14 protein-coding genes are annotated in these 13,517 nt (G+C 54.1%); all 14 read left to right on the top strand.

Annotated elements, in window-relative coordinates:
- Nucleotides 1-311: 311 nt before the first annotated feature.
- The 14 genes from ACQ0PY_RS22145 to ACQ0PY_RS22080 all read left to right on the top strand — a co-directional run bounded on the left by ACQ0PY_RS22145 (nt 312) and on the right by ACQ0PY_RS22080 (nt 13,504).
- Entirely contained in the window at nt 312-2,744 is a 2,433-nt protein-coding gene (locus ACQ0PY_RS22145) for a DMSO/selenate family reductase complex A subunit (protein WP_150547119.1), read from the top strand.
- 13 nt (nt 2,745-2,757) lie between these two features.
- Nucleotides 2,758-3,384, top strand: coding sequence for a DMSO/selenate family reductase complex B subunit (locus ACQ0PY_RS22140; protein ID WP_109739562.1), 627 nt, complete (start codon nt 2,758-2,760; stop codon nt 3,382-3,384).
- Nucleotides 3,377-4,150: a dimethyl sulfoxide reductase anchor subunit family protein gene (locus tag ACQ0PY_RS22135; protein ID WP_044327723.1), complete on the top strand. Its 774-nt coding sequence runs from the start codon at nt 3,377-3,379 to the stop codon at nt 4,148-4,150. Before ACQ0PY_RS22140 ends, ACQ0PY_RS22135 begins: the two co-directional genes overlap by 8 nt.
- 44 nt (nt 4,151-4,194) lie before the next feature.
- Nucleotides 4,195-4,791, top strand: a complete 597-nt coding sequence (locus ACQ0PY_RS22130; protein ID WP_042999106.1) for a molecular chaperone TorD family protein — start codon at nt 4,195-4,197, stop codon at nt 4,789-4,791.
- Nucleotides 4,788-5,324 carry a ferredoxin-type protein NapF gene (gene napF, locus ACQ0PY_RS22125; protein WP_042999107.1) on the top strand — a complete coding sequence of 179 codons (537 nt, stop codon included), beginning with the start codon at nt 4,788-4,790 and terminating at the stop codon, nt 5,322-5,324. Before ACQ0PY_RS22130 ends, napF begins: the two co-directional genes overlap by 4 nt.
- 124 nt (nt 5,325-5,448) lie before the next feature.
- Nucleotides 5,449-5,874 (top strand): type II toxin-antitoxin system PrlF family antitoxin, encoded by a 426-nt coding sequence (locus tag ACQ0PY_RS22120; RefSeq protein WP_334262943.1) that lies wholly within the window; start codon nt 5,449-5,451, stop codon nt 5,872-5,874.
- A gap of 4 nt (nt 5,875-5,878) precedes the next feature.
- Nucleotides 5,879-6,355 (top strand): type II toxin-antitoxin system YhaV family toxin, encoded by a 477-nt coding sequence (locus ACQ0PY_RS22115; protein ID WP_109739561.1) that lies wholly within the window; start codon nt 5,879-5,881, stop codon nt 6,353-6,355.
- 423 nt (nt 6,356-6,778) lie between these two features.
- A complete protein-coding gene (locus ACQ0PY_RS22110) occupies nt 6,779-7,309 on the top strand; it encodes a fimbrial protein (protein ID WP_042999110.1) in 531 nt (176 codons plus the stop codon).
- A 68-nt stretch (nt 7,310-7,377) separates the two neighbouring features.
- Nucleotides 7,378-7,926: a fimbrial protein gene (locus tag ACQ0PY_RS22105; RefSeq protein WP_052443907.1), complete on the top strand. Its 549-nt coding sequence runs from the start codon at nt 7,378-7,380 to the stop codon at nt 7,924-7,926.
- Nucleotides 7,927-7,989: 63 nt separating this feature from the next.
- The gene (locus ACQ0PY_RS22100; RefSeq protein WP_044257386.1) at nt 7,990-10,464 is read left to right on the top strand and encodes a fimbria/pilus outer membrane usher protein; all 2,475 of its coding nucleotides are present in this window, start codon (nt 7,990-7,992) and stop codon (nt 10,462-10,464) included.
- Between the two features lie 42 nt (nt 10,465-10,506).
- Entirely contained in the window at nt 10,507-11,250 is a 744-nt protein-coding gene (locus ACQ0PY_RS22095; protein ID WP_044264050.1) for a fimbrial biogenesis chaperone, read from the top strand.
- A gap of 17 nt (nt 11,251-11,267) precedes the next feature.
- On the top strand, nt 11,268-11,891 hold the full coding sequence (locus tag ACQ0PY_RS22090) for a fimbrial protein (protein ID WP_052517371.1): 624 nt from the start codon (nt 11,268-11,270) through the stop codon (nt 11,889-11,891).
- Nucleotides 11,891-12,946 (top strand): fimbrial protein, encoded by a 1,056-nt coding sequence (locus ACQ0PY_RS22085; RefSeq protein WP_044257299.1) that lies wholly within the window; start codon nt 11,891-11,893, stop codon nt 12,944-12,946. The genes ACQ0PY_RS22090 and ACQ0PY_RS22085 overlap by 1 nt, the downstream gene beginning before the upstream one ends.
- Before the next feature lie 9 nt (nt 12,947-12,955).
- Nucleotides 12,956-13,504 (top strand): fimbrial protein, encoded by a 549-nt coding sequence (locus ACQ0PY_RS22080; RefSeq protein WP_044257297.1) that lies wholly within the window; start codon nt 12,956-12,958, stop codon nt 13,502-13,504.
- Nucleotides 13,505-13,517 lie beyond the last annotated feature (13 nt).

Genomic DNA, 13,517 nt, shown 5'->3' with positions numbered 1-13,517 from the left:
AAATACTCTTTTTGGCATACGTTCCAAAAATAAGAATTTTATTGCGCTTGCCTGACGGAATATATAAGCGCAATATAATTAACTATACAATGATTATGCTGTTGTTCTGTTTTTATCTCTTATATGTTTACAAAAATGTCATCTTCAGTTAAATCACTGCTTTTTATCAGATGAAAAATGATAAGAGTGTCATGGTTTTACCACTTTATTTTTCCATAAAAGCGCGTTTTATCATAATCAACCATCAGCCGTGTTTAGCCCTATATGATTACTTATTAATAATAACTATGGATGCAATGTGAGAAAAAAAGATGGAAATAAAAAAGTGGCTAAACACAACGCTGTCCCGACGGGATGCGGTGACAGGCACCGCAAAAATAGGTGCCGCTGTTGCACTCAGTAACGCGATTACGTTGCCTTTCTCTACCACCGCGCAGGCTGAAACGACCGACGCTTCTGCGCAAGGCGGCAATGGCGAAACCGTTCGCCACAGTGCCTGCCTGGTCAACTGTGGCAGCCGTTGCCCGCTGAAAGTGATCGTTAAAGATGACCGCATCGTGCGTATTGAACCGGAGGATGCAAAAGACGACGCGGTATTTGGCGAACATCAGATTCGTCCGTGTTTGCGCGGTCGTTCCAGTCGCTGGCGGGTATATAGTCCGGACCGGATTAAATATCCGATGAAACGCGTAGGTAAACGTGGCGAAGGGAAATTCAAACGTATTTCCTGGGACGAAGCGACAGCATTTATCGCTGCAGAATTAAAACGCGTGACGGAAAAATATGGCCGTGAGGCAATTTATTATAATTATCAGTCGGGCGCTTATTATCATACCCAGGGCACGCCTGCCTGGAAACGTCTGCTAAATCTTACCGGCGGCTATTTAAATTATCATAACACCTATTCCACGGCGCAAATTGCCACCGCAACGCCCTATACTCACGGCGTGTATGTCGGAAGTCACTTTACGCAAATTGCGCATTCCGATCTGGTGGTGCTGTTTGGTCTGAATTTGTCTGAAACGCGCATGTCTGGCGGCGGACAGGTGGAAGAGTTACGTCGTGCGCTGGAAGCCTCGAAAGCGCGGGTGATTATTATCGATCCGCGTTATACCGACTCGGTAGTTACCGAGCATGCCGAGTGGCTGCCGATTCGCCCGACGACCGATGCCGCGTTGGTGGCTGGTATCGCCCATACGTTGATTACCGAACAGTTGATCAATGAAACCGAGGTGAATAAGTACTGCGTGGGCTATGACAGCAGCACGCTGCCTGAAGGCGTTGCGCCGAATGCCAGCTATAAAGACTACGTGATTGGTAAAGGTGATGACGGTATCGCTAAAACGCCGGAATGGGCGGCGGAGATCACGGGGCTTCCGGCGACGCGCATTCGCCAACTGGCACGCGAAATCGCTTCGGCTCGTGCCTGTTACATTTGTCAGGGCTGGGGGCCGCAGCGTCACGCTAACGGCGAGCAAACCGTGCGCGCCATTCAGACGTTACCCGCACTGACGGGCCACTTTGGCCTGCCGGGCACCAATAACGGTAACTGGCCTTATGGCACCCCGTATGGCGTACCGCTGTTACCGATTTTGACCAACCCGATCAAGACTTCCATTCCGTGCTATCTCTGGACAGATGCGATTCAACACCCGGAAATGATGACGGCCACCACGATGGGGGTGAAGGGGGCGGATAAACTGAAAACCGGCATCAAGCTGTTCTTCAACCAGGCCGGTAACACGCTGCTGAATCAGCACGGTGAAACCAACCGCACGCGCAAAATTCTCGCGGATGAAAGCTTGTGCGAAACCATTATCGTCATTGAAAACCACATGACGCCGAGCGCGAAGTATGCCGATCTCCTGCTGCCGGAAACCAGCTATCTCGAAGCGGAAGATCTGGTGGACAGCTCCTATGCCACGGGGTCTCACAACTTCATGATCGCCTTGCAGAAAACGGTCACGCCGATGTGGGAAGTACGTAGCACCTACGATATTTGTGCTGATATCGCCGGGCATCTGGGGCTGCGTGAGCAGTACACCGAAGGGCGGACACAGGCGCAGTGGGCAGAAATGCACTATCAGCAGATCCGCGAGAAACGTCCGTACCTGCCGGAATGGTCGGTGGCGAAAGAGATGGGGGTCGTTGACCAGCGCATCGCAACCGACAAACAGAGCCTGGCGTTTGCTGATTTCCGTGCCGATGCCGTGGCCAATCCGCTGACCACGCCATCCGGCAAGATTGAGATCTACTCGCAGGCGCTGGCCGATCTCGCGAAAGCGTGGACGCTGCCGGAAGGCGATCGCATCCCGGCGGTACCGGAGTTCTGCGCGGTGACAGAGTCGCATCTGAACAAAGCGCTGACCGCGAAGTATCCGCTGCAGTTAAGCGGTTTTCACACCAAAGGCCATACCCACTCAACCTATACCAACGTGTTGATGCTGCATGAAGCGGTACCGGATGAAGTGTGGATCAACCCGATAGATGCCAGCGCACGCCAGTTGAACTCTGGCGATCTGGTGCATGTGTTCAACGATCGCGGCGTGGTGGCGATTCCCTGCAAGGTGACCCAGCGGATTCTGCCGGGTGTGGTGGCGATGCCACAGGGGGCGTGGACCCGTCTGGATAGCAACGGTGTGGACGTTGGCGGGTGCATCAATACCCTGACCAGTCATCTGCCGTCGCCGTTGGCGAAAGGGAACCCGCAGCATACCAACCTGGTTGAAATCAAACGCGCTTAAGGAGTGATCCGCAATGAAACAGTATGGCTTTTATGTTGACTCCTCGCGCTGCTCGGGCTGTAAAACCTGCCAGGTCAGCTGTAAGGATAATAAAGATCTGGACGTCGGCCCGAAATTCCGCCGGGTCTATGAATACGGCGGCGGAAGCTGGATGAAAGAAGGAGAAAGCTGGCACAACGACACCTTTACCTACTACCTCTCTATCGCCTGTAACCACTGTGATGAGCCAGTCTGCGTATCAGGCTGCCCGACCGGCGCGATGCACAAGCGTGAAGAAGACGGTCTGGTGCTGGTCGATGACAGTATCTGCGTGGGCTGCCGCTATTGCGAGATGCGCTGCCCGTATGGCGCGCCGCAGTTTGATGCTAAGGCCAAAGTCATGCGCAAATGCGACGGCTGTCTCGACCGACAGGAGCAGAATCTGCGCCCCATCTGTGTGGATTCTTGCCCACAGCGAGCGCTGGATTTCGGCCCAATCGATGAACTGCGCGCGAAATACGGTAGCGAGAACGAAATTGCGCCACTACCCGCCGCGTCGTTTACCCATCCTAACCTCATCATTAAGCCGCATCCGAAGGCCAAACCTACGGGCGATAAGGAAGGGGCCATTATGAACATGGGGGAGGTGCGCCATGCATGAGTTACCGCTGGTCTTTTTTACCGTCTTTACCCAAAGCGCAGTGGGGGCATTTATTCTGCTGCTGATTGGCGGCACCCTGGGGCAGATCGAGGCGCGGCGGATGGCCATCGGCCTGTTCTGTGTCATGTGTCTGTTTGGGGTTGGGGTGCTGCTGGGGGTAATCCACGTCGGACAACCGCTGCGTGCGCTGAATATGCTGCTGCGCGTGGGTCATTCGCCGATGAGCAACGAAATTGTACTGTCGGCAGTGTTTGCCACGCTTGGCGGGCTGGGTTCTCTCGGTCTGCTGCTTAACCGTGGCGCGACTGCGCTGTGTAAAGCGCTGGTATGGCTGGCGGCGGTGGTGGGCGTGGTCTTTATTCTGGCGATCCCGCAAATCTACCAGTTGCCGACGGTGGTTACCTGGCGCACCTCGTATACGACGGTGATGATGGTGCTGACGCCGCTGATTGGCGGCGGCATTCTGGCCGGGCTGTTCGGGCTGCGTCTGGGCCTGTTGGTGAGCGTACTGGCGATACTCGTAAGTTTCTGCCTGCGACCGGGGTATGTGTCGACGCTGATGAGTGCGGACGACGCGTTAACGGCGGCGCAAACCAGTTGGTTTACCGCACAAGCGGCGCTGCTGGCGCTAGGCATTGTTGGGGTGGTGACCTGGGCGCGGTTGAAGTCCAGTGTCACGGTTCTGGCGATGACCGCCGTGGTCGTCATCGTGGCTGAGCTAGTGGGCAGGATTGCGTTCTACAATCTGTGGACGTTACCGATGTAACCTGTGAGCGGCTTCGGCCGCTCTGTTTTCAGGAGGAGCCAGAGATGACCCCCGATGCTGTATTACCGAGGATCCTCGGTGCACTGTTTTATTACTCTCCCGGACGACCGGAGGTGAAAGCGCTGTTCGACAGTCTGCCCATGCTGCCCGATCTGTATCCGTGGCGCGATCCGGTGCAGATTGCCAGGCTGTGTGCTGACTGGCCGCTGCCGGATGATGAAGAACTGGCGTGGCAATTTTCCGTGCTGTTCGAAGGGCAAGGGGATATGCCCGCGCCGCCATGGGGTTCCGTCTGGCTGGAGCGCGATAATCTGCTGATGGGCGATACCACCGCGGAATACCGCGCGTTTTTACAGTCGCAGGGAATGGCATTTGACTCGCGCCAGAGCGAACCCGAAGATCAGTTTGGCCTGATGCTGTTAGCCAGTAGTGCGCTGCTGGAGGCCGGTAAAGACGCGGCGGTAAATCAATTATTCGCAGTGCATCTGCTGCCGTGGGGATATCGCTATCTGGAACGCGTGCAGGACAGCGCGGTGAGCCCGTTCTATGCGCGTCTTGCCGCCGTAACGGCGTGTTATCTGCAGGAGATGGAGCAGCAACGCGCGCTACAACCTGCGGTGAAACGGCTGTACTTCGGATGAACAAGTCAGAGAAATATTATCAGGCGCTGATGACGCATCGGCACGTCAGTCGGCGTGGGCTGTTTCGCGCGTTTGTCAGTGCGGCAAAGCACACTGCGCCGGAGGGGGTATCGGTGCCTCAACTTGCGCATTCGTTGCCACCGGGAGCCGTGCCTGATGCGCAGTTCATCGCGCAATGTACCCGATGCAACCAGTGTATCGATGCATGCCCGATGGGGATTCTGACCCGTCACGAAGACGGCTACCCGCAACTGGCTATTGATTATGCCAGTTGCGATGGCTGTGGGGCGTGCATTGCCGCATGCCCGAGTGACGCGCTGTGCGTACAGGCGCGTTTTGATACAGGCCTGCGGCCAACGTTCAGCGCTGCCTGCGTTAATCCAGTGCGCTCGTGTAACCAGTGTGTTGAGGCATGCCCCGAACTGGCCTGTACCCTCGGCGCGACGGGGATCCCTGTGCTGGACAGCGAGCGTTGTACCGGCTGCGGTGAATGCCGGGTACAGTGTCATGTTGATGCCGTCAGTCTGAAATAATCCTTCCGCCCGAATTTGCGAGACGGCTTCCCGTTTTGATCTTTTCCTCCTTTATAGGCTTTGAATCCTCTGTCATTGCGAGTTTCTGAGTGTAACGTTCAGCTCCGTGAGTTCTTTGCTAACAATGCAACTACATTGCAATGCGTTTGCATTGTTTTTCTGGCGAGCCTACAATGCGTTTAAAATTTGTACACAGCAACGCAAAGGGATAAATATGTTCGCCTATGTTCGATCTGAAGACATTGCCATTGAAGCGGATTCTAAATTGACGGAACGACATCAAACGACTATCCCTGCGTCGATCAGGGACGCTTTACATCTTCGCAGTGGTGATCGTATTCATTACACATTGCTTTCCACGGGTGAAGTACTGCTTTCAAAATACAGTGAAGCAACGGAGGACGGTGTGATGCGATCATTCCTGGACTTCTTATCACAGGATGTGGCGAATAACCCACAAACGCTGAAGAAGCTGGATTTATCCCGTGGCTATGAACTGGTTGATGGTATCGACGTCAATCTTGATGATGAAATCAGCGACGAAGACTGAAAAAATGGATTTTCCCACATGGCTGAACGGGTGGACGATCTACGCTCATCCCTGTTTTATCGATCAATACAACGCGCTGGTCGCACGTGTTGAAGACCTTAAGCACAGGTTTCCAGATCCCATTGTTTTCCAGAAGAAGAAAGAGACCATGGTGCTGGCGCATTTATTGAAATCCATTGCCAACATTACCCACGAACCCCGAGCTTCTGTTTACCGGCCTGGTGACAGTATAGGGAAAGCTTATACAGACTGGTCGAGAGCGAAGTTTGGTGGGGGACGGTATCGCTTATTTTTCCGTTATAGTCTCGAGAGTAAGATCATTGTCATCGCATGGGTGAATGATGAAGGGTCATTGCGCACCTGCGGCAGCAAGACCGATGCCTATAAGATTTTCGGGAAAATGCTTGATGAGGGGAATCCACCCGACGACTGGCTAAGTTTGCTTCAGGCTTGTCAAAACGACGGGAAGGAACATCTTTGAGCTCTACTGTTGATATTTTCACCTTAACTATTCCAATAATTTACTGAGTCATTATTTTATTTCCGGTATTATCGGGAATTATCCTAATCTCTTCTCCGCTTTTGAATTCTATATCCGCTAAAACCCGTCATGTATTTCGGATTTATCACACCACTTCGCGAGATATAAATCCACCTTTCCTTTCCCTGCGAGTTAACAATGCGTATCTATCCCACAGCAAATGTAGCGCTTTGTGTGGGAATTTTGATTTGGTAGCATTTTCATCAGTTCAAAGGAGTGGTGGTAATTAATATTATTGCATTTTTAATTATTGCCAGGACATTTCCAGAACAAAACCAAGAGTTGATTACAGCAGGACGAAATAACGAATGCGACGTGATGACTCTTTATTTCTCAGGATATTGGTACAAACAGGAAATTGTTATGAAAATGAATAAAGTTGCTATGGCTGTTGCGTTCAGCGCCGCTCTGGGTTCTATGTCTGTTTTAGCTGACACAACGAACGGTGTGATTGAATTCCAGGGTGAACTGGTAAATACCGCCTGTGGTCTGGCACCAGGTTCAAGCCCGGTGACCGTTGATTTTGGTCAGATTCCTGTTTCTGCACTGGCTAACGGTGCTCGCGCCGGAAACGTACACCAGAACATCGAACTGCAGCACTGCGACATCACGGTAGCGCAAACTGCAGAAGTGACTTACACCCCGACCAGCACCAACCCAACTGACGCCACTCTGGCGGCCTTTACTTCAGGCACCGCGTCTGGTGCGGGTATCGGCCTGCGTGACAGCGCCAGCCAGGATGTGGTGTGGGGCACTGCAACAACACCTGTCCAGCTGGTTAATGGCACCAACACCATTCCGTTTGTGGCCTATGTGAAAGCAGAAAGCGCAAGCGCAACCGTGGCTGCTGGTTCCTTCCAGTCCACCGTGAACTTCGAGATTGCGTACCAGTAATTGACCTGAAGTGATGAGTGCGGGGCGTGTTCCCGCACTTTCTCCATCGTAGACCAGGGAGGGACAAAGTGAAAATAAACAATACGCTCCTCATTGCCGTCTATTTTTGCGCTCTGGTCGGGTCGGCTTCGGTTTCAGCATCCACCGTCACGCCGGGTAAATTAGCCATGAGCGGTGAACTGATTGAGGCGGCATGCAGCCTTGACCCGAACAGTCGGGATATAGAGGTTGAGTTTGGTAATGTTTCTGCCAGCCTGATTAATCGTAATGATGAAGGCAATATTACGCGGCCAGTGTTGATACGCCTGACAGGATGTTCCGTGGTGAAACGAGGCAACGATGGTTCACTTTATCCTTATGCTTCGGTCACTTTTATGGGCAATGCGGCGGCATCCGATCCCACCACATTATTAGTCAGTGGTGACGCCGATGGCTTTGGTATTCGTCTACGTGACAGTCAGGGTGAAATATTAACGCTGGGTCAACCCTCTCAGGAATATGAACTGAGCGAGACCGATAACGTTTTAAAATTTTCCGCATCGCTGGTACCGGTTCAAAAATATATAAAAGCGGGCGAGTTTACTGCCGTTGCGCAGTTTTTTATGGATTACCACTAACAGCATAACAATAACCTGGCAGGAAGCAGGACGTTTTTAACGGATTTATTCGGGATGAAAATCATGTCGGTAAAAATAAAAACCCCTATAACGATGATTGCTCTTCTGGTAATGAATAGCTGCTATGCAGCGACAACCAGTGCTGAGGAGAGCGTTGAGTTTAATACCGATGTCCTGGATGCAGCGGAGCGCACGCAGATTGATCTGTCGCGTTTTGCAACCGACAACTATGTCACGCCTGGTGATTATTTGTTGGATATCCGTATTAACGGTCAGCCGGTCGGTCAGGAGAAAATTCGTTATATCGAGGCTCCTGAAGGCAAGCGCACGCTGCCGTGCATCAGCGGCGACCTGCTGGACAAACTGGCGCTGAAAGATGAGGCCCGCGCGCAAGTCACCCAGCTCTATGAGAACTGCTATTCCCTGCAAAGTCTGCCAGGGGCGAAATTAAGCAACTATGCTGGCGTGCTTGAAATTACCGTGCCGCAGGCGTGGATGAAGTATAACGATCCGAACTGGACGCCGCCTGAGCGCTGGGATGAAGGGATCGCGGGTCTTCTGTTTGATTACAGCCTCAACGGGCAACTTACCCGCCAGTTTAACGGCCAGGAAAACTACAGCGCGGTTTCAGGCTATGGTCAGGCGGGCGCGAACATCGGCGGCTGGCGTGTGCGCGGTGAATATCAGACCAGCTATTACAGCCAGAACCATCAATTCGATTTCGACTGGAATCAGATCTACGCCTACCGTCCTTTGCCGATGATGGCGGCGAAACTGACGCTGGGTGAGATCTACCTGAATTCGCAGGTTTTCGATACCGTGCGTTTTACCGGGGTCAACCTTGCCAGCGATGAGCGGATGCTGCCACCGGCGTTACAGGGCTATGCCCCTGAAATTCATGGTATCGCCCGTACCAACGCCAAAGTGACCGTCAGCCAGAGTGGGCGCGTCATCTATGAAACGACCGTACCCGCCGGGCCGTTCAACATTCAGGATTTGCGCAGTTCAGTGCGTGGCACGCTCGATGTACGCGTCGAAGAACAGGACGGCTCGGTCTCCACTTTCCAGGTGAACACCGCCAATATTCCGTATCTCACGCGTCCGGGCTACGTTCGTTACAACATCTCAGGCGGTACGCCGTCCCGTTACAACCATAAAATGCAGGGCCCAACGTTCCTTTCCGGCGATTTCTCATGGGGGGTCAGTAACGCGTGGTCGCTGTATGGCGGCTTACAGTCTTCAGGTGAAGAGTACACCGCGGCGTCGTTGGGTATCGGGCGCGATCTCTATGCGTTTGGCGCTATTTCCATTGACGCCACCGAGTCGTGGAGCCGTGAGCCAGACGGCAACCGGCTGAAAGGAACCTCTTACAAGCTGAGCTACGCGAAAACCTTCGACGAATACAACAGCTCTATTACCTTTGCGGGCTACCGCTTCTCGCAGGAAGACTTCCGCACAATGGCGCAGTATCTCGATGAACGCTATCAGGGATACGACCACATCGGGCGTGAAAAAGAGCTCTATACCATCACCGGGAATAAAACCTTCTGGGCTGGCGAAGCAGGGAAGGCGACGACCGTCTTCCTGACCTGGACGCACCAGAACTACTGGGATAAGCGTAGCCAGGATCGTTACGGCATGTCGGTGGGGCGCGCCTTCCGCATTGGTGACATCAACGGTATCACCGCCAACCTTTCCGCTTACCGTACCGATTACAAAGGGCGCAAAGACGATTCGATCTCCTTCTCGCTGTCGGTGCCGATTGGCGACAACAAATGGGCGGGTCTGGATATCCAGACCAACAACGGCAAAACCAGTCCGATGGCGTCCTACACCGACAACAGTGATTACAACAACTTGTGGCGTATTCGTGCCGGTGCCAGCCAGAGCGGTAACGCCAGCGTTGACGGTTATTACCAGCATCGTTCGCAACTGGCGGAAATCAATACCAATGCCAGCTATCAGCAGAGCCAGTACATGGCGCTGAGCACGACCCTGCGCGGTGGCTTCACGGCAACCCGCCACGGTGCCGCGATGCATAACAGCGGCGCAACGATCAACACGGCGCGCGTTATGGTGGATACCAATGGCATTGGCGGCGTGCCGCTTAACGGCAAGAAGTCGCGGACTAACGGCTACGGCATTGCCGTGGTGCCGGATGTGGTGAGCTACAACAGTTTTGACACCCGCGTGGACGTGGATGCGATGGACAGCGACATCGAACCGTCAAAAGCCATCAGCACGACAACCCTGACGGAAGGCGCGATTGGCTATCAGGCCTTCGGTATGGCGAAGGGGATGAAGATGATGGGGACGCTACGCCTCACGGATGGCAGCGTCCCGCCATTCGGCGCGGAAATTTACAACACCGATGGCGTAAGCGTCGCGATGGTGCTGGAAGACGGGCAAGCCTGGCTTGCGGGGGTCAATGCGAACGAAACGCTGAACGTGATGTGGGGCGGTAAACAGCAATGTCAGGTGACGATCCCGCCAGGCGCAAACAACGGATCGGCGAACACGCTTCTGCCGTGTCGTTAATCCCGACAGAACGAGTTATCTCACTGTAATAAAAGGCCAAAAATGAGCAAGAAAAGACATAGCGGATATCTGATGGCGGCGTGGGCGCTGAGCATGATTGGCGGCTACGCGCAGGCGGGGGTCTCTCTGGATCGGACCCGCGTCATTATTACGGAGAAAGAGGCCTCATCGAGCGCCAATCTGTCCAATACCAGCCCGGATATTCCCTTCCTCGCCCAGTCGTGGGTCGAGGATGAAAAGGGCAACAAGATTACCTCGCCGCTGATTGTGTTACCGCCGCTACAGCGAATCAACGGAGGGCAGAAAGGGATCGCGCGCGTCACCAAAACCGCCGGGATCGAAAAGCTGCCGCAGGACAGAGAAAGCCTGTTCTACCTCAACGTCCGGGAGATCCCGCCGAAGCCGGATAAACCGAATACGCTGCAACTGGCCATGCAGTCGCGCATCAAGCTGTTTTACCGCCCGGCGGCGGTGATCCCGAAGACCCGGAGTGAAATCTGGCAGGACCAGGTGGTGTTCCAGAAAAACGGCAACCAGATGACGGTACAGAATCCAACGCCTTACTACGTCACGATCCTTGGGTTGTCCAAAGGGGCCGGACAGAAGATCACCCAATTCCCGGGGATCATGATCGCGCCCAAATCGAGCCAGCAGTTTGCGGTAACGGACGGAAATGTCAGCCAGTTTTCCATGATGTACGTGAACGACTATGGCGGACACCCGGAGCTGAAGTTTCGTTGCGATGGCAACACCTGCAAAGCGCTTCCACCGGCGCAGCAGGGCTAACCAGGAGGAACCTGACAATGCAAAATCCTTTATTCACGGTGGCCCTCCTTGCGATGGGCGTGGCGTTTCAGTGCGGGGCGGATGTGCCCGCGCAGCCACAGCATAGCGCTCAGGAACATGTCAGCGAAGATAGCGGCATTGTCCGGTTTCACGGCACCGTGTTTGCCTCTCCCTGTGTGCTGATGACACAAGGGCGTATTCAGGATGTCGAGATGGGCGAGATCAGCGCGCAGAATTTTCGCCAGGCGGGCGATCGCAGTGAGCCGGTACGCTTCAAATTGTATCTGAAGGACTGCCTGAAAGGGGCGTCGCAGTCGCGAGGGAGTCTGGCGTCCAGAACCACCGGGAATGACTGGCGTGCCTACAGCACCGGGGAGCAGGCGGTGCAACTGACGTTCGTTGGTGAATCCGATCTTAATAACGGCCAGCTATTACGCACCAGCGGTACGACCCAGGGAGCCGGCGTGCGCCTGCTCGATAAAAACGGGAATGCGCTGGATGTCGGGCAGACCCATGCGCCCTGGCTGGTGAACTCTGGTGATAGTGAACTGAATTTTATGGCGGCGCTGGAATCCACGGGGTTGCATGTGAGCGCGGGTGACTTTAGCAGCCTGGTCCGCCTGAAGATGGAGTACTTGTAATGAAACTGTCAGGCCTGTTCCGCCGCAAATGGCCGGTCTTACTGGCACTCAGCACGCTCGGCTTACCGGGCGCGGCGTGGTCCGCACTGGACGGTGAAATTGAACCGGTGAATGGGACCTATGACTATCTGATTAATATCAGCAATCATGATATTACCTCCAACCAGGCAGGGGCGACCATTACTGACGAGTTTAATCTGGCAGGGATGTTCCAGGGGCGTGCGTACTGTACACAGTCAATGGTGGATCAGCCGGTGTATTACATGTCTCAGGCGACGTTGACGCAGTCCGGAATGACGCCGGGTTACCTCAAACTGAATGACTATATGGACGTTAAAATTGAGATCTACATCGGCGGGAATCTGCAAGATTATAAAACAGTACCGTTTGATAACATCTCAAACGACGCCAATCAGAACTACTGTAACCCGCCCAGCACGATCCTTGACAACCAGTTTACCTCCGGTGCAAAGGGGAAAGTGACCTTTATGATCACCAAACCGATTATCAACGGGGTGAACCTGCAAGGATCTGAGATTGCAAAACTCTTTGGTCGCCTGGGGCCGGGCGCAATGGGGCAAACGCCGCTTTCCCGCATCACCATCGCTTCCGGTGTCATCACCGTGCCGGATAAATGTATCGTCAATCAGGGGACGCCGATCGTCGTTGACTTCGGCAACATACCGGGGATCGGTAGCCGACTGAATGGCATCAATTACAGCAAAAACGTACCGATTCATGTGAAGTGCGAGGGCGGCAGTTTTGCCCAGGGGGCACTGAATATCAAATTGGGGATCCAGCAGGCTAATCCTGCGTTTGACGATGGTAAATACCTGAGTACGCAGGGGACAACGGATCGTTCCGAGCTGGGCATTGCGCTGCGCGATCGTCAGGGCAACCCGGTGGCACCCAATACCTTCTATAACGTGCCGGGGTTTGCCAATAACGAAGGCGACTGGAACCTGACTGCCGCGCCGGTGGCGAAATATACCACCTCCGTCATTCCGGAAGGTGAGTTCCATGCATCTGCAACGGTTGTGGCTGAATTCCAGTAAGGAGGGAATATGCATCGCATAACAATGGTCTTTGCCGGTTTATTGACGGCGCTCGCTCCGGCCCCGGTGTGGGCGCTGGGGGAGTTGCTGGGTGGCGATCTCAGTTTCACCGGCGTGGTGATGGCTTACCCGTGCAGCATTGCGCCTGATTCAGAGCGAGTGCCAGTCGATTTCGGGAAAGTATCGACCAAGTCACTGTATATCAACGGAAAAACAGTGCCGGTTCCGTTCACGATCAAATTAGAGGATTGCACGCCGAGCGTCTTTGATTCCGTGACGGTGACGTTCAGCGGTACTGCCAATGGCAATCTGGCGGACCGACTGGCGATCAGCGCCACATCACCGGGCAACGCGGGTGGCGTGGGGATCGGTCTTCTGGAGGAAGACGATACGCCTGTGCGCCTGAATGTGGCGACCCGTCCGGCCGCGATCAGCGACACCACTTTACGGCTTAACTTCCAGGCATTTGTGGAGGCTGAACCGGATGCCTTAGCAAACGGCACCCTGACCACCGGACCTTTTACCGCCACAGCGAATTACACATTGAACTATCAGTAGCGTCATCAAAAGG

The organism is Citrobacter sp. LST-B2 (assembly GCF_057983045.1).
This window is presented reverse-complemented; position numbering and strand designations above follow the sequence as displayed.

Bases quoted from the DNA above. Each gene is read 5' to 3' on its own strand.
- ACQ0PY_RS22145 (WP_150547119.1), top strand. From the start codon at position 312: ATGGAAATAAAAAAGTGGCTAAACACAACGCTGTCCCGACGGGATGCG.
- ACQ0PY_RS22140 (WP_109739562.1), top strand. From the start codon at position 2,758: ATGAAACAGTATGGCTTTTATGTTGACTCCTCGCGCTGCTCGGGCTGT.
- ACQ0PY_RS22135 (WP_044327723.1), top strand. From the start codon at position 3,377: ATGCATGAGTTACCGCTGGTCTTTTTTACCGTCTTTACCCAAAGCGCA.
- ACQ0PY_RS22130 (WP_042999106.1), top strand. From the start codon at position 4,195: ATGACCCCCGATGCTGTATTACCGAGGATCCTCGGTGCACTGTTTTAT.
- napF (WP_042999107.1), top strand. From the start codon at position 4,788: ATGAACAAGTCAGAGAAATATTATCAGGCGCTGATGACGCATCGGCAC.
- ACQ0PY_RS22120 (WP_334262943.1), top strand. From the start codon at position 5,449: ATGCAACTACATTGCAATGCGTTTGCATTGTTTTTCTGGCGAGCCTAC.
- ACQ0PY_RS22115 (WP_109739561.1), top strand. From the start codon at position 5,879: ATGGATTTTCCCACATGGCTGAACGGGTGGACGATCTACGCTCATCCC.
- ACQ0PY_RS22110 (WP_042999110.1), top strand. From the start codon at position 6,779: ATGAAAATGAATAAAGTTGCTATGGCTGTTGCGTTCAGCGCCGCTCTG.
- ACQ0PY_RS22100 (WP_044257386.1), top strand. From the start codon at position 7,990: ATGTCGGTAAAAATAAAAACCCCTATAACGATGATTGCTCTTCTGGTA.
- ACQ0PY_RS22095 (WP_044264050.1), top strand. From the start codon at position 10,507: ATGAGCAAGAAAAGACATAGCGGATATCTGATGGCGGCGTGGGCGCTG.
- ACQ0PY_RS22090 (WP_052517371.1), top strand. From the start codon at position 11,268: ATGCAAAATCCTTTATTCACGGTGGCCCTCCTTGCGATGGGCGTGGCG.
- ACQ0PY_RS22085 (WP_044257299.1), top strand. From the start codon at position 11,891: ATGAAACTGTCAGGCCTGTTCCGCCGCAAATGGCCGGTCTTACTGGCA.
- ACQ0PY_RS22080 (WP_044257297.1), top strand. From the start codon at position 12,956: ATGCATCGCATAACAATGGTCTTTGCCGGTTTATTGACGGCGCTCGCT.